The following is a 20,791-nucleotide window of genomic DNA, read 5'->3' on the forward strand; positions in this document are numbered from 1 at the left end:
CCAAGGCCTTAGTCATGCCTACACAGACAGTATAACATACTTCGTTGTATTAAGGACGATATGTGGTCTTCTTGACCATGCTTAACTGGCGGGGGGAGTGACAATATCATGCCTAGTGATGTCATTCCCCTCTCTCACACTAAAGAGTGGGAGCCCCGCGAAAAAGATATTAAAAATTATATTCATTTTGATCGCCGTATCGGATCGAAGAAACTTAAGAAAATTTGCAACGATCCGGATCTTGTTGCTAAACACGCCTTTTATCCTTTACTGCGTTTTTCGCAAGAGTGGATTCGTTTTCGGGGAAATGGTTCGAAGAAGGTTAAGAAGAAGCGGCCTATACGCTATGCTGCAAGGCTTGATGCTGCAATTTTTGCAAAATACAGATCAGATTTGTCTGATTTGTATGAGAAGGAGCTTGTTCGCCGGGGGCTTGAAGATGTGCCAACGGCATATCGAAGAATTCCAAAAGATAATAGTGGTGGTAATAAATCGAATATCGAGCTCGCACGAGATGTTTTTGATTTCATCCGAGACGTCGAGGATTGCGTCGTTACAGTAGTTGATATTTCTAGTTTTTTCGAAAAAATCGATCACTCTAAGCTGAAAAAGGCTTGGATAGGATTGCTGGCCGGTGAAATGCCCCCCGATCATAGCGCGGTTTTCAAAGCTGTCACAAAATACAGTGTTGTAGATTTTGAACCTATGGCAGCGCGATTGGGGCTTTATAAGTCAGTTAATGGTACAAATCGATACGCTAAAAGAAAGCGCCGTATAGATGAAATGCGGGATCTGGGTCATACTCAAATTTGCTCTAATCAGGATTTTAGACGTTTAATATGTGGTGGTAGCCCACAGCACCCCAGTTTGATTCAAAAAAACAATTCAGATTTTGGAATCCCGCAAGGGACACCTATCTCGGACCTGCTGGCAAACATCTATCTTCTGGATTTTGATGAAAGAATGCATCACTGGGCTACAAAGCGCCACGGAATTTATCGTCGTTACTCTGACGATATAGTTTTGATAGTTCCAAGTTGTAAGATTACAAAAGTTCTTGAGGTAAAAGAGCTCCTCCAATCTGAAATCTCTAGAGAAGGCGCTGAGCTTCAGATCAAAGATAAAAAGGTCGCTGTTTGCCGTTTCTCCGCAAATGGAAGCAATCAAGCTTTCTCTCACATTTTTGGAGAAGCATCTAAGAATGGTCTAGAGTATCTGGGATTTCAGTTTGATGGTAAGCGGGTTTCTATTAAGGACTCCACTCTATCGAATGCTTGGCGGAAGCTTAAGAGGCGCTCTTACGGCTTTGCTCGGCGATATGTACGTCGTTACCGCGGAAAAGGTCAGATTTGGATAATAGAAAATTATCCTTTTAATTTTTTAATTAAGAAATTTCTCTTGAAGGTTACGTACGGGCAAGACATTGGGTATGAAGTCTGGACTTTTCGGAGCTATGTTAGGCGAGCTTCAAACGCATTTTCTGGTTATGAAACTATATTTTCAAAACAAACGAAAAAATATCGATCTTTTGCCGAAGATCTTTTAACTCGCGATTTAAATTTGGCTTTGAGGCGTCACTTTAAAAAGTGACTCAAGTTATTTGGGTACTACTGCCCCGTTTTCTCCGCCTTGCTCTCGCGGGCGTCCTCTTCCTCGACCAGCTTGCGGATGTTCGCCGGCATCTCGCGGCAGGCGCAATGGGCGGCGTGGGCGCGGTGCCAGGCTATGCGTTGCGTAAGCGTCGGGTTCTTCGGAATAGGATTGGCGTTGTGCCATTCGGCGTTGACCTTGCCCATGTCGGTGCTCCTTACCGCCCCGGGCGTCCGGTCTTACCCGGCTTGCGCTTGCGGGCGCGTTCGTCGGCGGGGTCTTCGTAGCTGCCGACGCCGATCTTGTGGCGCTTGATGGGTTTGGCGGCGTTGTCGTCCTCCGTTGAAGGCAAATCGCCGGGTTTTTGTGGCTGCTTGCCCGTGCCCACGGGCTTCTCGGTGCGGCCGACGGTCATTTCGTCGAGGGTGTTCTTGCGGAAGTAGCTGACGCCGTCGGAGCCCATTTCGTCGAGGTCGGGTTTCTTGAAGTTTGAGGACGGCGCGTCCGTCTCTGGAATGGGTCCCCTTGCAACGACGTCGCTACGCTTGTCTTGGGTCAAGCCCGAGGATGACGGCGGTGTTTTACCGTCGGGCTTGGAGCCCTTCGGCGGTTTGCCCTGGGCGGTGCGTTTGCGGGAGTCCCTGGTGTTCTCGATGCCGGTGTTGCGCGCCAGGGCGTCGTCCATGACGGCCAGTTCGGTTTCGCGGAGGCGCTTGATCTCGTCGCGGAGGCGGGCGGCGGTTTCGAAGTCGAGGTCGGCGGCGGCGTCGCGCATCTGGGTTTCCAGCGCCTTGATATGGGCCTCCAGATTGTTGCCGATGAGCGCGCCCTGGTCCTTTGCCCCACCCTTTGCCCCGGTGATGTCGGCGCGGACGTGGTCGCGCTCGTAGACCGAGTCGAGAATGTCAGCGATGTTGGCCTTGACCGATTGCGGCGTGATGCCGTGTTCCTCGTTATAGGCGAGCTGCTTCTCGCGGCGGCGGGTGGTCTCCTCCATGGCGCGTTCCATGGAGCCGGTGATGTGGTCGGCATAGAGGATGACCTTGCCGTCGACATTGCGCGCGGCGCGGCCGATGGTCTGCACCAGCGAGGTTTCGGAGCGCAGGAAGCCTTCCTTGTCGGCGTCGAGAATGGCGACGAAGCCGCATTCGGGAATATCGAGGCCCTCGCGCAGCAGGTTGATGCCGACCAGCACGTCGAAGGCGCCGAGGCGCAGGTCGCGGATGATCTCGATGCGCTCCAGCGTGTCGATGTCGGAGTGCATGTAGCGGACCTTGACGCCCTGCTCGTGCAGATATTCCGTCAGGTCCTCGGCCATGCGCTTGGTGAGCACGGTGACCAGCGTGCGGTAGCCGGCCCGGGTGGTCTGGTGGATCTCGTCGAGCACGTCGTCGACCTGGGTCTTGGCGCCGCGCACCTCGACGGGCGGGTCGATCAGGCCGGTGGGGCGGATGACCTGCTCGGCGAAGACGCCGCCGGACTGCTCCAGCTCCCAGTTGCCGGGCGTCGCGGAGACGGCCACCGTCTGCGGGCGCATGGCGTCCCATTCCTCGAAGCGCAAGGGTCGGTTGTCCATGCAGGAGGGCAGGCGGAAACCGTATTCGGCCAGCGTCGCCTTGCGGCGGAAGTCGCCGCGATACATGCCGCCGATCTGCGGGATGGTGACGTGGCTCTCGTCGATGAAGACGATGGCGTTGTCGGGGACATATTCGAACAAAGTGGGCGGCGGCTCGCCGGGATTGCGGCCGGTCAGGTAGCGCGAATAGTTCTCGATGCCGGCGCAGGAGCCGGTGGCTTCCAGCATTTCGAGGTCGTATTGCGTGCGCTGTTCGAGGCGCTGCGCCTCCAGCAGGCGGCCGGCCTTGTTGAGCTCCTCGAGGCGCTGCTTCAGCTCTTCCTTGATCGACTTGGTCGCCTGGTTGAGCGTCGGGCGCGGCGTGACATAGTGAGAGTTGGCGTAGATCTTAACGCTTTTCAGCGAGTCGTTCTTCTTTCCCGTCAGCGGGTCGAACTCGTCGATCGACTCGATCTCGTCGCCGAACAGCGAGATGCGCCAGGCGCGGTCCTCAAGGTGGGCGGGGAAGATGTCGATCGTGTCGCCCTTCACGCGGAAGGTGCCGCGCACGAAATTGATGTCGGCGCGCTTGTATTGCTGGGCGACGAGATCGGCGAGGAGCTGGCGCTGGTCGATGCGGTCGCCGATCGACATCTGGAAGGTCATCGCCGTGTAGGTCTCGACCGAGCCGATACCGTAGATGCAGGAAACCGAAGCGACGATGATGACGTCGTCGCGTTCGAGCAGCGCGCGGGTGGCCGAGTGGCGCATGCGGTCGATCTGCTCGTTGATCGAGGATTCCTTCTCGATATAGGTGTCCGTGCGCGGGACGTAGGCCTCCGGCTGGTAGTAGTCGTAATAGGAGACGAAATACTCGACCGCGTTGTCCGGGAAGAAGGACTTGAACTCGCCATAGAGCTGGGCGGCCAGCGTCTTGTTGGGCGCGAGGATGAGCGCCGGGCGCTGCGTCTCCTCGATCACCTTCGCCATGGTGAAGGTCTTGCCCGAGCCGGTGACGCCGAGCAGCGTCTGCGTGCGGTCGTCGTCCTTGAGGCCGGAGACGAGATCGCGGATCGCGGTCGGCTGGTCGCCCGCCGGCTCGTAGGCCGACTTCATGACGATCTCGATGCCGCCCTCGGATTTCTCCGGCCGCTCGGGGCGGTGCGGCACCCACATCTGGCCGTCCTTGAACAGCGGATTGCCCGAATCGATCAATGCCTTGAGGGATTCGACGGTCGCAGTGACGCCGGCGGTGGAGGTGAGCTGGGTGGCTTCCTCCAGCGACACGTCGAGGCCGGCGACCGGGTTGAGGCCCGCCGCGGCGCGCTCGCGCGGATCGTTGGTGCCGCCGATGGAGACGCCGCCGCCGGTGCGCTTGTCGCCGACCGTGTAGGTGCGGTCCTGTTTGTTCTTACCCCGCGAAGGCTCGGACGGCCGGTCGGCCTTGCGGCCCTTCGGGCCGGGACGTGCGCTACCGCCATCCGCCTTTTCGGCGGCTGCCGCATTCTCCGCCTTCCGGCGGTGCTTGCCGGCCTTGGAGCGGATTTCGCGGGTTTCCTGCGCGCGGGCGTCTCGCTCGGCTTCGGCTTCGAGCTGCTTCACCCAGTCCTCGACACTGCCGCCGAGCGGCGCGCCCTCGAATTCCGCCTGAGGCGCTTCCTCGAAGCCGGAAGGCTTGCCCGTTTTCTTCTCTTGTCTGGCCATGGGGCCAATATGGGAAATGGCGTGCGCGATGGGAAGGGGAAAACGGGAACATCGTGCCGGGATGCTGACAGCAGGGTGTCAGGAGGCGCGGGATTGCGGCTGACGCGAAGGAACCGAACGGCCGCGCCGCCGTTGCGTTCAGGATGACACATGTTCAATCCGTTGAAACCGCCCACGGGCGCGAGGCGCGCGCCATGCGCGACGGCCTTCGCAGCCGGCTCGATCCAAATCACAACCATCCGCCGCTCGCCGTGCTCTGGTCGATCGTGGCCGGAAGCGTGCTGGTGTTCGCGCTGACGGCTTTCGCGGTGCGCAATGGCTGGACGGACTCCCTCGACCGGAGCATCCTTCTCGCGTTGCGCGACGCGTCCGATCCCTCCGATGCGTGGGGGCCGGCATGGTTCGAGGAGACGGCCGCGGAGCTGACCGCGCTGGGCGGCTATCCGATCCTCGTGACGGTGTCGGCGCTGACACTGGCCGTGCTCGCGCTGATGCGCAACTGGGCGGCGGCGCTGTTTCTCGCCATTGGCCTGAGCGGCGGCGCGGCGCTGTCCTCCGTGCTGAAGCTCGGTTTCGAGCGCGCGCGGCCCGACCTCGTCGACCATATGGACCGGACCTTCACGTCGAGCTTCCCCAGCGCGCATGCGATGGTGGGAATGCTGTTCTACCTGACGCTGGCGGCGGTGGCCGTGCGGTTCGTTCCGCGTCATTCCGTGCGCGTCTTCATGGTCTGCGCCGCCTTCGCGATCGCCATCGTCATCGGGTCGAGCCGGGTCTATCTCGGCGTTCACTGGCCGAGCGACGTGCTCGCCGGATGGTCGCTGGGCGTCGGCTGGGCGAGCCTCTGCTGGCTCGCGGCACATTATCTTTCGCGCAGACGCGGCGACCGCGACGCGCTCGGCCACTCCAGGACATGACAGGAGCGCCCGTGCACAAGGCCAAGCCATGGATCGAACCGCTCGCGCGCATGGGTTATGCGGCGCGGGCGCTCGTCTATCTGATCATCGGCGTTTTCGCCTTCCTGTCGGCCATCGGCGGCGTCGAGAAGAAAGGGTCGCGGGACGCGTTGCGGACCCTCTTCGAGCAACCCTTCGGCGAGATCATCGTCTGGCTCATGGTGGCCGGGCTGGCCGGCTATGTCGCGTGGCGGGCGGTGCAGGCGCTTCTCGACACGGACGGGCACGGCATCGGGCCGAAGGGGCTGGCGATCCGCGCCGGACTGCTGGTCAGCGCCTTCACCTACGCCACCATCGCGATCTATGCGCTGTCCCTGCTCGGCGTCTTCGCGGGCGGTTCCGGCGGCGGGGGGAGCGGGTCGACGGTCGCTGATTTCGTCGATGGCGCGATCGGGCAGAGAAACGTCTCGCTCGGGCTCGCCATCGTGGTGTTCGGCGTCGCCTGCGCGCATTTCTGGAAGGCCTTCAAAAGGAAATATGCCGACCGGTTCGATGCCGGGCCGCAGGCGATGGCGATCATCGATCCGATCTCGATCGTCGGCCTGACGGCGCGCGGCTTCGTGTTCGCGGTGATTTCCTTCCTGTTCCTGCTGCGCTTCGTGAATGCGGAGGATTCCGGGGAGCATCCGGGTCTGGAAGAGGCGCTGTCCTATGTGCAGTCGCTCCCCGGCGGCGCATGGCTGCTCGCCGCGACAGGCGCGGGGCTCGTCGCCTTCGCGGCCTATTCCGCAATCGAGGCGCGCTGGCGGAGAATCCGCATCAATTCGGCGGTCTAGTGCATTTCAGGTTGCAATAGAATCAGAATGCGCTGCCTCTCGCCTTCGGCTCGAACGCGCATTCCGATGCTGATGTTTCAACCAAAACCTGAATTGCACTAGTGCAGTTCAGGGTGGATTGAATCAGGCCCTGTATCTTTGCGGCCAGCGGACGCCGGATATCATCAGCACGGCGAGTGTCGCCAGAAGCAGGCCGGCGAGCTGGATCGGGCCCAGCGTCTCGCCGAACAGGAAGTAGGCGATGACCGAGGTGACGGCGGGGACGAGGTAGAACAGGCCCGAAACGCTTGCCACTGCGCTCTGGCGGATCAGGAGCATCAGCAGAGAGATCGCGCCGATCGACAGGACCAGAACCAGCCAGGACAGCGCGAAGATGAATTTCGGTGTCCAGTGGATAACGCGCGTTTCCAGCATCAGCGATCCGGCGCCGACCAGCAGCAGCGCGCCGGCATATTGCCAGACCGTGCCGACCACGAGATCGGTGCCGGTGGCGAAACGTTTCTGGTAGATCGTGCCGGCGGTGATGCCGAGCAGGGCACAGGCGCAGGCGGCGACGGTGGCCGGGGTAATGCCGCTGTTAGCCTCCATCGCGCTGGCGAGACCCGGTTCGAGGATGAGCACCGCGCCGGCAAGGCCCAGCGCCAGTCCCGTCCAGTGGCGGGCCGAGAGTTTTTCGCCGAGAAGGGGCGCGGACAAAAGCGATGTCAGGACCGGCTGCAGCGAGACGATCAGCGCGGCGACGCCCGCGGGCATGCCGTGGCGGATCGCCCAGAAGACGCCGCCGAGATAGGCGCCGTGGATCAGCATGCCGACGACGACGGCATGTCCGCGCTCGTTCCATCCGCGCGCCCGGCGGCCCGAGACGACCAGCACCGGGGCCAGCAGGGCAAGGACGATCAGGAAGCGCAGCGCCAGAAAGGTGAACGGCTCGGCATCGTCGGCGCCGAGTTTCGAGCCGATGAAGCCGGTCGACCACAACAGCACGAAGACGACGGGCGCGATGCGCATGAGCATGGGGCAGGATCCGGATTCAGGAGCAGGCCGGAACGCCGGCGCTGGTGGCGGGTCTATTCGGCGCGACGAGGGGCGTCAATCGGGGGAGGCGGGTATGTTTCTTAAGCACATGTTATATGGAGGCGATGCGCGAATACTTGCCTGAAAAATGCAAATGGTGGTAAAAAACCTAAATGAAACATGATCGTCAGCCGCTCCTGCGACTTAGAAACTCTAAGGTCATCGATTCTAAAGGCCAGCCTTTACTTGTTTTTCGAGGAGAGCATGGGCCGATAGTTAAAGAAAGAATTTTTCACACTAGGTTGGGATCGATATCTTTCGGATCTAAAAGTGCGGCCAAATTATATTCAAATATACCAAATTATAGATCAGATATAGTTTCTCATTCACGTGTAATAAGTTCGTATTTGTCAATCAACAACCCAGTAGTGAATCGCCCTTTTGATCCATTTGTCGATTTTACAGAAATCATAGCTGCGATTGGGTTTGATAAATCTAAAGAGATAGCCCTTCGCCTCTCATGTTATATTGAAAATACAAATAATTGGACTGATAAGATTCAATATGGACATGAGTCTGTGGTTGAATTTATTAATTCTATAGATGACGCTTTGGAGCATCTGTATGTTGATGCTTATGCAATTTTTGACGAAGCGGAATTTGTGAAATGGTTTAGCGATGTCGGGTTTGATGGGGCAATTCATGGCGGTTCTGGGATGACAGCCGGCGAACCAGAATACAAAATATTTAGTTCTTCTCAGGCGCTTTCTTGCAAAATAATTTAATTTTTCTCTGTAAAAACCTATGACTAAGGAATAAATTTCATATCTTGATGGTATTCAATAAACTCGAGGGTCGGGCGAAATTTGTTTGGAAAATATATAAATTCTCTGTTGGAAATAGATATCAATTTTTCCCTAGAATTCGAATCTAGAGCTGATGAATATATTATTTTCCCTTTTGCGGTAAATGTCATAAGCCCGTTTTCGAACGCTGAGTCATGTAACCTGTTTAGACAAATCCCATTACGCGGATTAAGACGATTTTTTGGGTCAATGGCCCATGGTTTAATATGCCCGGCAATAAGAAGTTCCGGTCGAAAAATACCGGAGATTGCGCATCGATTATCATACGCGGAAAGCACCATACGTCTAAAAAGGCTCTGGTTTAGGCGTACCTTTCCTAAGCGAATCGTATCCAGGCCATTCGTCTGCTCGAACTCAAAATCGGCTTGATGTTCTTCTTGCACGCTTAGAGCGGAACCCGACTGGTCGAATGGATTTTCGGAGCAGGCCATTCCTGCCTGTTCCAGTTCATCGAAAAAAGAAGCCCAAACCTGTCGGTCTAACAACGATGTTTTGGACATTCCCTTCCGTGGAAGTGAGTTATCTAGATTAGCAAAATTGGCGAGTTTAAGCGCTATGGACCCGGGTGTTCTTTGTAAGGAGGCGGCGAGTGATACAATCTCAGGATTACGAGAATGAATCCGTCCGAACGGCGTTCGAAGGTAGAGCTCAAGAGCGGCCCTTGTTTCGAATTCTGTCCATCGTTTCCGTGCCATTTATGAGGCAGTTTTCTGTGTCTGTTTGCTAAAGCCAGATTCGCAGATTTCCAATGTCTTTCAAGCTATGGTTTGGAAAGAATTTTGTCGGACGAATTTTCCGTCAAATCTTCGTATTGAAGTCCAACTGTCTTCAAAAATAACTTTCGTATAACCCATACCCGCTTCCTTGTGGGGCAATTCTTGAGGGGCGGCGTTATATCGGTGTTAAGGATATTCCGAGCGGCGCGGCGACCGACTACAAGAATTAACACTATGGCAAGCGTCCCGACCCCAATCTGCCCGAAACGAACCGGGGATGTTTATGGACGGAATAGCGGCTTATTCGGCTTTCCTTCAGGGGCTCGGTGTGGTCGCGTTCGCGGTCAGGCTGCATGAATTGGCCCTTACGCGCTGCACGTCGCAGCGGGCGGAAGTCTTTGCGACGTCCATGACCTTCGCGCTGGGCGCCGCGGTCTCGATGACGTTTCCCCTGCATTTCACGCCCGGCATCACCTTCGATCTTCGCCATGTCTTTCTCGTGCTCGCCGCGCCCTTCGGCGGATGGCCGGCGGTGCTGGCGACGGCCGGAACGGCCGGGTTCCTGCGCTTCCTGCAGGGCGGCATCGGCATGGAGGCGGGATTCGCGGGGATCGCCATTTCCGCGATGGTCAGTCTCGTCATCGCACATTTTCACGCCAAGCGGCGCGGATACAGCTTCGTCGGGCTTTCGGTGATAGGTCTCGCGTCATCGCTTTCCCTGATCAGCCTGTTCCTGCTGCCGATGCCCCTCGCGATCGAGGTGTTTCAGCGCGTGGCGCTGCCGTTTATCGGGGTGAATTTCGTCGGTGTGCTGGTTTCCGCCGAGTCGCTGAACAAGATTCGCCTGCAGCTGCATCGCGAGAAGGCGCTGGTGCGCGACACGTCGATCGATCCGCTGACCGGGCTGTCGAACCGCCGCGTCTTCGACGCCAGGGGGCCGGAGCTTGCCGAAAGCGGCATCCAGGACAAGGGCCGCTACGCGATCATGATCATCGACATCGACCGCTTCAAGTCGATCAACGACACGTTCGGCCATGCCAATGGCGACAAGGTTCTCAAGGACGTCTCCCGCATCATCTCCGATTATGCCCGCGAGGACGATCTCGTCGTGCGGTATGGCGGCGAGGAGATCGCGCTGGTGCTGCCGGGATGCGACGAACAACGCACGGCGGTGATCGCGGACCGGATCCGGGAAGGCATCGAGAGCAACACGATCGAGGTGAGCGGCATCAACCTCAAGGTGACGGTCAGCATCGGATATGTGGTGGTCGAGGAAACCGGCAAGGGCTTCTGGGCCGCCTTCGAGGAGGCCGATACCGCGCTCTACCGCGCCAAGAACGCCGGCCGAAACCGTGTCGAGCAGGCCAAGGGCAACGAACTGGCCGCCTGAGCGGCCGGTACCGTTTCAGCGGGCCCAAAGGCGTGAACGGGCGCCATAGCGGTGCTGTGACGGAGTGCACATCGCCTGGCGGGGCAGGCGGGTAGCTTCATGGTCAAGGAGGCGGTGACAGGGATCACCGTAGAGCACCATGACAAACACCAACGTTACTTTCGGAACTTTCACCTACGAATCCTCAACCCGCCGCTCGGCTGCCGAAGCCAGGGGCCTGCGCCGCGCCGTTGCGCTGGCCGCCGCCGCTGCCACGCTGTTCGCCGCAACGGCGCTGTTCTCGGCGACCCAGCCCTCCGCCATGCCTCTCGAGGCCGAAGCGGACGGTTCCTACCTCGTCGCCTATGCCGAACCGGAGCAGAACCGTTTCGGCGTTCTCGACGGCGTGTTCGGCGACGACAATCACGAGATGAACGACGCCTGGATGGGCATGGAAGTGATCAGCGCGGACGGGACCATGCTCGGTTACGTTTCCGACGCCTTCGTCAATCCGGACGGCTCGATCGACGAACTGGTCGTCACGCCCTCCGGCAACGACAGCCCGTTCTTCGCTCCGGTCTACCTCCCGGCGCGCTACGCCGAACTGGGACCGGACGCCGTCCGCATCTCGCTCGGCACGACCCGCGCCGTCGCCACGCTGACGCCGGCAAACGATCTCGCCTACCTTCCGCTGTAAGCCGCGACCCGGAAAACATCGCCGTTAACCGCGCGTTAACGGCGTTTTCGAAAGGCTTGTTTACCGCCCCCGCTTACCATTCGTTCGGGACAAACCGGATGGATGGACACAATGCGAAGGACCCCATTGGCGGGACTGGCCGCCTTGACCGTGTGCAGCGCGCTGCTGAGCGGCTGCCTCATGCCGGAGCTGCTGGTTCCCTATGCGGACCCGTCGCCGACGGCGGCGGTGCCGGTCGCGCAGGTCGATGCGCCTCAACCGGTGGTGCAGACGCAACAGGCCATGGCGCAGCCGCAGCAGGCGATGGCACAGCCGGTCTTCGGCTTTCCGAATGTCACGAAACCGCTGTTTGGCGGCGGGGCCGGGAACTTCATGCCTGCCGAGGAAGTACAGTGCCGCCAGCAGCTGAAGCGCCTCGGCGTGAGCTTCCGCGACATCCCGCGTATCCGTGATTCCGAATCCTGCGGTATCGACTATCCCGTCGAGGTGAGGTCGCTCGGCCGCACGATCGCGCTCAAGCCGGCGGCGAAGCTCAATTGCGCCATGGCCGTCGAAGCCGCGCTGTGGGCGCAGCGCGATCTCGCGCCGGCGGCGCGCACGCGCTACCTCTCGGGTATCGCCGAAGTGCGCCAGATGTCCTCCTATTCCTGCCGCAAGATCGCCGGGTCGCGTTCCATGTCGGAACACTCCAAGGGCAATGCGCTGGATATCGGCGCGATCAAGCTGAAGAACGGCAGGCTGATCTCCGTGCACCGGCCGGGACCGTTCGCCTTCCGCGAGCGCAGCTTCCTGCGCAAGGTGCGCGGCGAGGCCTGCGGGCGTTTCGGCACGGTGCTGGGCCCCGGCTACAACCGCGCCCATGCCGATCATTTCCATCTCGACCTGAAGCAACGCCGCAGCGTGGCCTGCCACTGACAGATCCGGCCACGGGCCGAACCGGAAAAGGCAACATGACGGATTTCGCGCAGCCATATCCCGACGCGGTCGAAGACGAACGGCCGGCGCGGACAGCACCGACCGGCGCAATCGGCGCTGACATCGTTCCGGCGCGGCGTTTCCTCTATCCCGCCTTCGCGGCGCTGGTTGTCCTGAAACTGGTCAATGTGTTCCTCGCCGTGCCGCTGGCCGACGAGGGCTATTACTGGCTGTGGGGCAAGTTTCCGGACTGGTCCTATTACGATCATCCGCCGCTTGGCGGCTGGGTGAACGGGGCGGCCAGCGCGATCTTCGGCGACGGGCTTCTCGGCATCAGGCTGGCGACGCTGGTCAGTTTCGCGGCGACGATGGCGGTGCTGGCCTGGTGGACGCGGCGGCTGACGCCCGCAATGCGCGGCCCGGACGCGCTTCTGGCGGCCGCCTGCGTGTGGCTCGCCTCGCCATGGCTGATGAATTTCCAGTCGATCGCCTTTCACGACCATCTGCTGATCTGTTTCGGGGTGCTTGCGGCGCATTTCCTCGGCCTGTTCGTATTGTCGATGGACGCGGCCGAGGGGCCCCGGTTCCGCTGGCTCTATGCGGGCTGTGTGGCGGTCGGCCTTGCCGGGCTGTCGAAATATAGCGGCGTCTTCATCGGGCTTTCCTTCGCGGCCTGGACGATCGCGACGCCGAAAGGGCGCGGGCTTTTGAAAAGCCCGCATCTGTGGGCCGGCGGGGCGCTTGCCGTCGCGATGCAGGCGCCGGTGATCTACTGGAACGAGGTCAATAACTGGCCGTCCTTCCAGTACAATCTGCATGACCGGATCGGCGACACGCATCACGCCACCGCCGCCGAACGCATCTTCTCCTTTTCCAAGAATTACGTGCTGCTGTTCTCGCCGGTGCTGTTCGTGGCGCTGATGCGCTTCGTCTTCGGGCGGCGTGTCGACGGGCCGGCGGCGGCGCTGCAGGGGATCGGCCGGTTCGGCTTCGCGATCCCGACCGTCGTGTTCCTGGCGCTCGGGTTTTCGACATCCGTCCTCTATTACTGGAACGTCGTGTCGCTGGTCTTCTTCCTGCCGGTGGCGCTGCTGTTCATGCGCTCGGCGATGGAAGTGCGGCTGCATGTGTTCTGGGGCATCGCGTTCTCGGCGATGGCGCTGTTCAATTCTACCTTCTTTCCGCTGACGCTGATCACCGGCCGGTCGGTCAGCGATTTCAACATCTCGCACGGCCTGCCGGAAATCGCGGCGATCGTCGAGGAGGAGGAACAGCGGCTCGGCGCGGATATGGTGCTGACGACGGACTACCGGACCGCGTCGCTGCTGGCGCTGACGACGAAGCGCACCGATATCGCCTCGCTCGGCGAGCGCGAGGACATGTGGGATTTCTGGTGGGACCCGTCTCTCCACAAGGGCGAGGACGCCGTGGTGCTGGCCTATGACCGGTTCCCGGAGACGGAACTGATCGACAAGGTGTTCGGGCGCACCGAGGTGATCCGAGAATTCACGATCGTCCGCCATGGCTACGAGATCCAGCGCTACTGGCTGGTTCATGCGGAAAACTACTCGGGCGAGGGACCGCAATAGGCATGGCGACGGATATCGGATACGGCAGCGCAGGCGTGCCCCGGCGGCGGGGCGCCGCGGTGTTTGCCAAGCACGACCTGCATGCGGTTCTGCCGCGCGGACGCGTTCTCGCCGTTGTGCTTGCCGTGCTGATTGCGATGAAGGTGGCCGCGCTGCTTTTCGCGATGCCGCTTCCCGACGAAGGCTATTACTGGCTGTGGGGGCAGCATCCCGGCTGGTCCTATTACGACCATCCGCCGCTCGGCGGCTGGCTGCACGCGCTGACAAGCTTCCTGTTCGGCGACGGGATCGTTCCGGCCCGGCTCGCCACGCTGCCGACATTCGCCGGAACGCTCGCCATCCTCTGGTACTGGTGCGGGCGGCTGACGCCGCCCTTCCTGCGGATGCGGGCCTTCCTGACTGGCGTCGCCATCTGGCTCGCCTCGCCGCTGATGCTGGTCTATCAGAGCCTCGCCATCCACGATCACCTGCTGATCGTCTTTTCGCTTGCGGCGCTGCATTTCTTCGTCCTGTTCGCGGAAAGCCGGGACATCGGCCGGCCGCGCTACGCGCTGCTCTATCTTTGCGCCGTCGCGCTCGGTTTCGCGGCGCTGTCGAAATACAACGCCGTCTTCGTCGCGGCGGGGCTTGCGGTCTGGATCCTGTCGCGGCGCGACCGGGCGAGATGGCTGACGGACAAGCATCTCTGGCTGGCGGCGCTGGTGACCGTCGCGATGCTGGCGCCGGTGATCGGGTGGAACTGGAGCCATGGCTGGCCGTCCTTCCGGTTCTACGCGCATGACCGGATCGGCTTCGAGGCGACGACGCCCGGCGCGCATCTCTACCGCTTCACGATGCAGAGCCTGCTCGTGGTTTCGCCGGTGCTGATGTTCGCGATGCTGCGCTTTCTCATCCGCGGTGCGGAGGGAATCGGAGCCGCGTTGCGGGGGCCGGCCGTGGCCGTGTTCCTGACGGGCACGGTTGCCTGGTACGCGCTCTGTTTCGTGACGCCGGTGGCGCATTACTGGAACGTGACGTCCTATCTGCTGCCGCTGGCCATCGCGCCGTTCCTGCTGCGCAGCGCGATGGAGTTTCGGCTGCATGTCCTGTGGGGCGTGCTCTATGGCGGCTCTTTGCTGTTCACCTCGACGGTGATGCCGGTCGTGACGCTGACCCAGCCGCCGGGCCGTCATGACGAGAACATCCTGTTCGCCGCGCCGGCGATGCTGGACGAACTGGAGGCGGCGGAGGCGGAATACGCGCCGGACATGCTGGTGACGACGGACTATCTGGCCGCTTCGCTCCTGTCGCTGCACGGGCAGCGCACGGATATCGTGCATCTGGGACCGCGTCGCGACATGTGGGATTTCTGGTTCGATCCGGCGGCGCACAAGGGCGAGGACGCGCTGGTGATCGCCTATGACGCCTTTCCGGAAACGGAGCTGATCGACACGGTCTTCGAGCGCACCGAAACGGTGGCGACCTTCGCGGTCGAGCGTTTCGGCACCGAGATCATGCGCTACCGGCTGATCCACGCCGAGAATTATTCGGGCGCGGGGCCGCAATAGTCATGGGCGAGGCGCGAACCCGGCAGTGGCTCGATGCCGGCCGTTTCTCTGGCGCGGGCGCGGCGGCGCGGCAACCGGGCCTCGATGCCGTTTTGCCGGCGACGCGCTGGCTCGTTGTGCTGCTGCTGCCGCTTCTGGCATTGAAAGGCGTGCAGGTGTTCGCCGCTGCGCCGACCGCCGACGAGGCCTATTACTGGCTCTGGGGCCAGCATCTCGACTGGTCCTATTACGACCACCCGCCGCTGGCCGCATGGCTGCAGGGGCTTTCGGCCTCGCTGTTCGGGTGGAACCTGTTCGCCTTGCGCGCGACGACCCTTCTGAGCTTTGCCGGAAGCCTGTGGATCCTGTGGTTCTGGTCGAAGCGGCTCGCCGGCCGCGAGGATGCACCACGCGCCTTCCTCGCCGGTCTGGTCGTGTGGTTGTCGATGCCGATCCTGATGCGCTTCCAGTCGCTTGCGCACCAGGATCACCTGCTGATCTTCTTCGGGCTTGTGGCAGCGCATTTCTGGGCGCTGTTCATCGAAGGGCTCGGCGACGGCAAAAGGATCTGGCGGTTTTATTATGCCGGTTGCGTCGCGCTCGGGCTTGCGGGGCTGACGAAATACAACGCCGTCTTCATCGGGCTCGGTTTTGCGGTCTGGGTGATGGTCTCGGCGAAAGGTCGCCCGTTGCTGGCTTCGCCGCATCTGTGGGCGGGCGCTGCGCTGTCGATGGCGATGCAGGCGCCGGTGATCGCCTGGAACGTGGCGCATGACTGGCCAAGCTTTCACTACAATCTGGAAAGCCGGATCGGTCAGTCGGTCCATGGCGGTTTCGCCGGCAATCTGCGCGACTTCGTGATTTCTTCTTCGATGATGCTGTCGCCGGTCATCGTCCTGGCGCTGGTGCGTTTCGGGACGGGCAGCGGCGCGATCCGCACACCGTTCGAGGCTGTCGGGCGCTGGGTTCTGGTCGTCTCGACGGCGGTCTTCGTGGTGCTGTGCGCCTCCAACACGATCCTGTCCTACTGGAACCTGACGGCCTATCTCTTCGCGCTGCCGGTGATGGTCTTCTTCCTGCGCAGCCGCGCCGAATTCTCCATTCACGCCCTTTTCGGCATCGGCATGAGCGCCTGGATCGTGCTCGGACAGGTCGTCTACCCGTCCTACAAGCTCAATGGCGGAGACTTGCGCGACAACGACATCTCCTTCGGGCTGAAGGAAATCGCGGCGATCGTCGCGGAGGAAGAGCGGTTCATCGGCGTCGACATGGTCATGACGACGGACTACCGCACCGCGTCGCTGCTTTCCTTCGCCGGCAAGCGGACAGACGTCCTGAAGATCGGGTTGCGCAACGACCAGTTCGATTTCTGGTGGAACCCGGCCGACTACAAGGGCAGGGACGCGCTGGTTCTGGTCGACGATTATCTGCCGGAAGACGAACTCGTCACCGCCGTCTTCGAGCGGGTGACGACCGTGCGCGAATTCACGATCGAGCGCTTCGGCCTGCCGATCCACAGCTACCGTCTGGTACTGGCGGAGAACTACTCAGGCGAAGGGCCGCACTGACCGCATCGGGTGCCGCCGGGTCACGTTGTCAGGGCGCCCGAATCGCGACTATGTCGGGGTGCTTCCAAGGCGCGACCCATTTCGGGGCGCCGATAGACCCAAGAAAGGATCACCCCATGAAGCGCATTTCGCTCGCGCTCGCGTTCCTGCTTTCCGCAGCCGCGCCCGCCTTCGCCCATCTCAATCCCGACGAGCACGGCTCGTTCTCCGCCGGCTTCTCGCATCCCATGTTCGGCGCCGATCACATCCTTGCCATGGTCGCCGTGGGATTGTGGGCGTGGATGATCGGCGGGAGGGCGATCTGGATCGTACCTGCCGCATTCGTCGGCACGATGCTTGTCGGCTTCGCGCTGGCGCTTGCCGGTGTCCCGCTGCCCTTCGTCGAGCCGGCAATCCTCGCCTCGGTCGTCGCGCTTGGACTTCTGGTCGCCGTCGCGGTGAAGCTGCCGGCCGGCCCGGCCGCTGTCGTGGTCGGCGTTTTCGCGCTGTTTCATGGCCATGCGCATGGCGGTGAAATCGGCACGGCGGGCGAACTGGGCTATGCGGCCGGTTTCGCGATCGCCACGGCGATCCTGCATGCGATCGGCCTCGGGCTTGGGTTCGCTTTGTCGCGTATCTTCGGCGAAAGCGACCGCCGCGCCCATTTGCTGGCCCGTGTGCTGGGCGGCCTGACGGCAGTCAGCGGGCTCTATCTGATGGCCGGCTGATCCCGACCGAAGACCTCTCAAAGACGCGCCGGCGGCAATCGCCGGTGCGTTTTAGATTTGAAGGGCGCATTTCAGTTCGCAACGGAATCAGGATGCGCTGCTTCTCGCCTTTGGCTCGAACGCGAAATATCTCGATCCAGACGTGAATTGCGCTACAGGCCGGCGGCCTTGCGGAGCGCCCTGTTGATGCGGTCCTGCCAGCCCGGGCCCTGGTCCTGGAAATGCTCCAGCACATCGTGGTCGATGCGCAGGGTTACGCTCTCCCGCGCGGCTGGAACCGCAGTCTTTCGCGGCTCTTCCGTCGCTTCGGAAGGTTTCTTGGTCGCAGCTTTGAACAGCGCCTCCGCCTTGTCTCGGGCGCTGGAAGTGCGGCGCGGTGAATAGGCCATGTCGGTTTGCCCCGTTAGATCGCAACGCGAATCACGCGTCCTATTATTGCATGATTGTCGCGGAATGTTCCGACGCTTCGTCGTCGTCGGCGGTCGATCCACATTGTTTCGCCAAAATGGCGCAATTCCGGCGGGTGGGAAATTTTTCGGCCCGCCGCCTTGACCCTGTCGCAAGGGCGGCCTTAACACCGTCCGCCTCGGGGCCATTGGCCCGCTTCCCTGAAACCGACACGAAGAGCTTCTTTCATGAAGACGACCGCGATTGGCGTGGATTTCGGCACGTCCAACAGCACGGCTGCATTCGTCGATGGCGCGGAGCCGGTTCTTGTGCCGCTCGAAGGGGGCCGGTTCGACCTGCCGAGCGCGGTGTTCTTCGATTTCGAGACCGGTTCGCGGAAATACGGCCGCAGCGCCATCGACGGCTATGTGGGCGACGCCGAGGGGCGTTTCATGCGGGCGCTGAAGAGCATCCTTGGAACCAGCCTCGAGGACGACTCGACCTATATTGCGGGCAAGCGCGTCGCCTTTTCCGACATCATCGCCGGTTTCATCCGGTCGATCAAAGCCACGGCGGAGGAGTTTCGCGGAACGGAGATCGATACGGTCGTCGCCGGACGGCCGGTCCATTTCGTGGATGACGACAGAAAGGCCGACAGGCAGGCGGAGCAGACGCTCGAACGGATTTTCCATGCCGCCGGATTCCGGGACGTCGCGTTCCAGTACGAGCCGATTGCCGCCGCGCTCGATTACGAGCAGACGGTGGAACGCGAAGAAATCGCGCTGATCGCCGATCTGGGCGGCGGCACGTCGGATTTCTCGGTGGTGCGGATTTCGCCGGACGGCCGGACGCGGACTGACAGGGGCGACGACATTTTGGCGACCGGCGGTGTCCATGTCGGCGGCACCGATCTGGACCGGCTGGCGAATTTGAGGAAGGTGATGCCGGAACTGGGGCTCGACAGCCGCCTCCGGCGGGATTTCGGCGACGGGCTGATCACCATCCCGCGTCACGTCTTCGTCTCGCTCAGCACATGGCAGCGGATCCATCTTCTCTACGACCGGGCAATCCTGCGCGAGGTGAAGGATTATCTCAGGCTCTCGAACAGCCCGCACCTGATCGAACGGCTGCAGCATGTGCTGGAGGAGCGTCTCGGGCACAAGCTGGCGCTGGAGGTCGAGGCGGCGAAGATCGGGCTGACCGATGCGCCGACAGCGCGGATCGGGCTCGATGTCATCGAGCAGGGCTTGGGCGTGGAAATCGACCGGGCCGAGTTCGACGCCATCATTGCCGCCGAAACGCGCGCGATCCGGCGCGCGCTGGACGGGACGCTCGCGGATGCCGGGCTGGGGCCGGAGGCTGTCTCCGCGATCTTCCTGACCGGCGGCACGACGGCGGTGCCGGTCGTGCGGCAAGCCCTGCTCGAAGCGGTGCCGCAGGCGGCGGTCGTCGAGGGCGACCGGTTCGGCAGCGTGGGTATCGGGCTGGCGCTGGAGGCGGAACGCCGCTTCGGCCCTGCGCGCTGACGGCGACGCCGGACTTCGGGCGTGTTGCGCTTCCTACCGCGCCCTGGTTTCGGCCCGGTTCCAGAACTCCAGCAGAATATTTGCCGTGCGCTCCGGTTCGGTGCGATGCGGCGGGTCGAAATGGTGGCGGTCCTCGAAGATTTCGACGGTGAAATCGGGGAAGATTTTCGCGGCACGTTCCTGGATGCGCAGATACATTGACGGGTTGGAGCGGGCGCCGCGCATGTAGAGCACGGGGCAGGCGAGGCTGCGCAGCGCGTCGAGGTCAAGGCGATGGTCCCGGCAGGCCGGGCCGATCGCGAAAATGCCGGCGGGGCGGTGCTCCATCCATGCGGGCGGGTCGCCCTGCGGCGGGGCAGGTAGCTCGACATCGTCGGCGACGTTGAGCCGGGCGAAGGCGGCAAGCGATTCTGCGTAGGGCAGATCTTCCGTCGCGCGGATCGCGTCGCGCACAGCGATCTCGTCATCCGTCTGGTCTTCATTGCCGAGCCAGGCGGGTTCCAGCAGGGCGAGGCTTGCGAGGCGGTCCGGATGCCGCGCCGCGAAGGCGGCGGAAATCGCGCCGCCGCCGGAAAAACCGCCGAGATGGAAACTGTCCAGCCCGGCATCGTCGGCCGTTCGCAGAATGGCGTCGATCTCCATGTCGAAACTGTAGTCGGGCGGCGGTGCGCCCTTGTCGTAAATGGCGAGGTCGCGCGTGATCACCGATGCTGCGCCGCCGAATGCCGGCAGCAGATACCGGTAGGTGATCTCGGCAGGCGTGATGATGCCGGGCAGGAGGATGGCGGTGTGGTTCATGACCGGCTTCGCCTAGCGCGGGATCGGGGTCGGCTTGCCCTCGGCGTCGAGCGCGACCATGACAAAGCGCGCGTCGGTGACCTTTTCCATGACATGCGACAGGTAGCGCTGCGCCCAAGCCTCGATCAGCAGGATCATCGAGGTGCGGCCGATCTTCTCGACCTCGGTGTAGACGCACAGCGTGTCGCCGACCTTCACCGGCATGGCGAACGACATCTCGTTGACCGCGGCGGTCACGATGCGACCGCCCGCCACCTCGGCACCGCGAATGCCGGAGGCCAAATCCATCTGCGCCATCACCCAGCCGCCGAAAATGTCGCCGGCGGCGTTTGTGTCGCCGGGCATGGCAAGCGTTCTGAGTGTCAGTTCCCCGCGCGGGGCGGCAGTCTCGTCGACCATGGCGGCGCAATTCCTTTCAGCAAATCCCGAGCGCCACTTGAAGGCCAAAAGCCGCCCGGACGCAACAGCCGGGCCGCACGCGGTTTTCACCCCGCGCGCGATGTGATTAGCTTATTACGTTACGTAATTTGGA

General features: G+C 61.6%; 19 protein-coding genes. 12 read left to right on the forward strand and 7 right to left on the reverse strand.

Features of this window, described 5'->3' with window-relative positions; translation table 11 throughout:
* The first annotated feature begins 108 nt into the window (after window positions 1-108).
* A complete protein-coding gene (locus ACQK2M_RS08475) occupies window positions 109-1,590 on the forward strand; it encodes a reverse transcriptase domain-containing protein (protein WP_425417422.1) in 1,482 nt (493 codons plus the stop codon).
* 17 nt (window positions 1,591-1,607) lie between these two features.
* On the opposite strand, the gene ACQK2M_RS08480 is transcribed toward ACQK2M_RS08475, so the two are convergent.
* On the reverse strand, window positions 1,608-1,796 hold the full coding sequence (locus ACQK2M_RS08480; protein ID WP_425417423.1) for a hypothetical protein: 189 nt from the start codon (window positions 1,794-1,796) through the stop codon (window positions 1,608-1,610).
* An 11-nt stretch (window positions 1,797-1,807) separates the two neighbouring features.
* Window positions 1,808-4,849, reverse strand: a complete 3,042-nt coding sequence (gene uvrB / locus ACQK2M_RS08485) for an excinuclease ABC subunit UvrB (RefSeq protein WP_425417424.1) — start codon at window positions 4,847-4,849, stop codon at window positions 1,808-1,810.
* A gap of 194 nt (window positions 4,850-5,043) precedes the next feature.
* Between uvrB and ACQK2M_RS08490 the strand changes: the two genes are divergently transcribed.
* On the forward strand, window positions 5,044-5,766 hold the full coding sequence (locus tag ACQK2M_RS08490; protein WP_425417425.1) for a phosphatase PAP2 family protein: 723 nt from the start codon (window positions 5,044-5,046) through the stop codon (window positions 5,764-5,766).
* Window positions 5,763-6,581, forward strand: coding sequence for a DUF1206 domain-containing protein (locus ACQK2M_RS08495; RefSeq protein ID WP_425417426.1), 819 nt, complete (start codon window positions 5,763-5,765; stop codon window positions 6,579-6,581). Before ACQK2M_RS08490 ends, ACQK2M_RS08495 begins: the two co-directional genes overlap by 4 nt.
* A gap of 123 nt (window positions 6,582-6,704) precedes the next feature.
* Here the strand turns inward: ACQK2M_RS08495 and ACQK2M_RS08500 are convergent, their stop codons facing one another.
* A complete protein-coding gene (locus ACQK2M_RS08500) occupies window positions 6,705-7,595 on the reverse strand; it encodes a DMT family transporter (RefSeq protein WP_425417427.1) in 891 nt (296 codons plus the stop codon).
* Window positions 7,596-7,768: 173 nt separating this feature from the next.
* Here ACQK2M_RS08500 and ACQK2M_RS08505 point away from each other — a divergent pair, with 173 nt between their 5' ends.
* The gene (locus tag ACQK2M_RS08505) at window positions 7,769-8,380 is read left to right on the forward strand and encodes a hypothetical protein (RefSeq protein ID WP_425417428.1); all 612 of its coding nucleotides are present in this window, start codon (window positions 7,769-7,771) and stop codon (window positions 8,378-8,380) included.
* A gap of 23 nt (window positions 8,381-8,403) precedes the next feature.
* Here ACQK2M_RS08505 and ACQK2M_RS08510 read toward each other — a convergent pair whose 3' ends face one another.
* The gene (locus tag ACQK2M_RS08510; protein WP_425417429.1) at window positions 8,404-8,961 is read right to left on the reverse strand and encodes an HNH endonuclease; all 558 of its coding nucleotides are present in this window, start codon (window positions 8,959-8,961) and stop codon (window positions 8,404-8,406) included.
* Window positions 8,962-9,460: 499 nt separating this feature from the next.
* Here ACQK2M_RS08510 and ACQK2M_RS08515 point away from each other — a divergent pair, with 499 nt between their 5' ends.
* The 7 genes from ACQK2M_RS08515 (at window position 9,461) to ACQK2M_RS08545 (ending at window position 17,548) form a co-directional block, all read left to right on the forward strand.
* The gene (locus ACQK2M_RS08515; protein ID WP_425417430.1) at window positions 9,461-10,567 is read left to right on the forward strand and encodes a GGDEF domain-containing protein; all 1,107 of its coding nucleotides are present in this window, start codon (window positions 9,461-9,463) and stop codon (window positions 10,565-10,567) included.
* Window positions 10,568-10,706: 139 nt separating this feature from the next.
* On the forward strand, window positions 10,707-11,243 hold the full coding sequence (locus ACQK2M_RS08520; protein WP_425417431.1) for a PRC-barrel domain-containing protein: 537 nt from the start codon (window positions 10,707-10,709) through the stop codon (window positions 11,241-11,243).
* Between the two features lie 111 nt (window positions 11,244-11,354).
* Window positions 11,355-12,158, forward strand: a complete 804-nt coding sequence (locus ACQK2M_RS08525; RefSeq protein ID WP_425417432.1) for an extensin family protein — start codon at window positions 11,355-11,357, stop codon at window positions 12,156-12,158.
* A gap of 35 nt (window positions 12,159-12,193) precedes the next feature.
* Window positions 12,194-13,747: an ArnT family glycosyltransferase gene (locus ACQK2M_RS08530; RefSeq protein ID WP_425417433.1), complete on the forward strand. Its 1,554-nt coding sequence runs from the start codon at window positions 12,194-12,196 to the stop codon at window positions 13,745-13,747.
* Window positions 13,748-13,749: 2 nt separating this feature from the next.
* Window positions 13,750-15,294: an ArnT family glycosyltransferase gene (locus ACQK2M_RS08535; protein WP_425417434.1), complete on the forward strand. Its 1,545-nt coding sequence runs from the start codon at window positions 13,750-13,752 to the stop codon at window positions 15,292-15,294.
* A 2-nt stretch (window positions 15,295-15,296) separates the two neighbouring features.
* Window positions 15,297-16,841, forward strand: coding sequence for an ArnT family glycosyltransferase (locus ACQK2M_RS08540; RefSeq protein WP_425417435.1), 1,545 nt, complete (start codon window positions 15,297-15,299; stop codon window positions 16,839-16,841).
* Window positions 16,842-16,957: 116 nt separating this feature from the next.
* Window positions 16,958-17,548 carry a HupE/UreJ family protein gene (locus ACQK2M_RS08545; RefSeq protein WP_223475775.1) on the forward strand — a complete coding sequence of 197 codons (591 nt, stop codon included), beginning with the start codon at window positions 16,958-16,960 and terminating at the stop codon, window positions 17,546-17,548.
* A gap of 152 nt (window positions 17,549-17,700) precedes the next feature.
* On the opposite strand, the gene ACQK2M_RS08550 is transcribed toward ACQK2M_RS08545, so the two are convergent.
* Window positions 17,701-17,937 (reverse strand): BrnA antitoxin family protein, encoded by a 237-nt coding sequence (locus tag ACQK2M_RS08550; protein ID WP_223475774.1) that lies wholly within the window; start codon window positions 17,935-17,937, stop codon window positions 17,701-17,703.
* A 246-nt stretch (window positions 17,938-18,183) separates the two neighbouring features.
* Here ACQK2M_RS08550 and ACQK2M_RS08555 point away from each other — a divergent pair, with 246 nt between their 5' ends.
* Window positions 18,184-19,461 carry an Hsp70 family protein gene (locus tag ACQK2M_RS08555; protein WP_425417436.1) on the forward strand — a complete coding sequence of 426 codons (1,278 nt, stop codon included), beginning with the start codon at window positions 18,184-18,186 and terminating at the stop codon, window positions 19,459-19,461.
* Between the two features lie 33 nt (window positions 19,462-19,494).
* Here the strand turns inward: ACQK2M_RS08555 and ACQK2M_RS08560 are convergent, their stop codons facing one another.
* A complete protein-coding gene (locus ACQK2M_RS08560) occupies window positions 19,495-20,259 on the reverse strand; it encodes an alpha/beta fold hydrolase (protein ID WP_425417437.1) in 765 nt (254 codons plus the stop codon).
* 12 nt (window positions 20,260-20,271) lie between these two features.
* Complete coding sequence (locus ACQK2M_RS08565; protein ID WP_223475769.1) at window positions 20,272-20,658, reverse strand: acyl-CoA thioesterase; 387 nt, start codon at window positions 20,656-20,658, stop codon at window positions 20,272-20,274.
* Window positions 20,659-20,791 lie beyond the last annotated feature (133 nt).

Source organism: Oricola indica (genome assembly GCF_965227485.1).
In the GTDB taxonomy this organism is placed as follows: domain Bacteria; phylum Pseudomonadota; class Alphaproteobacteria; order Rhizobiales; family Rhizobiaceae; genus Oricola; species Oricola indica.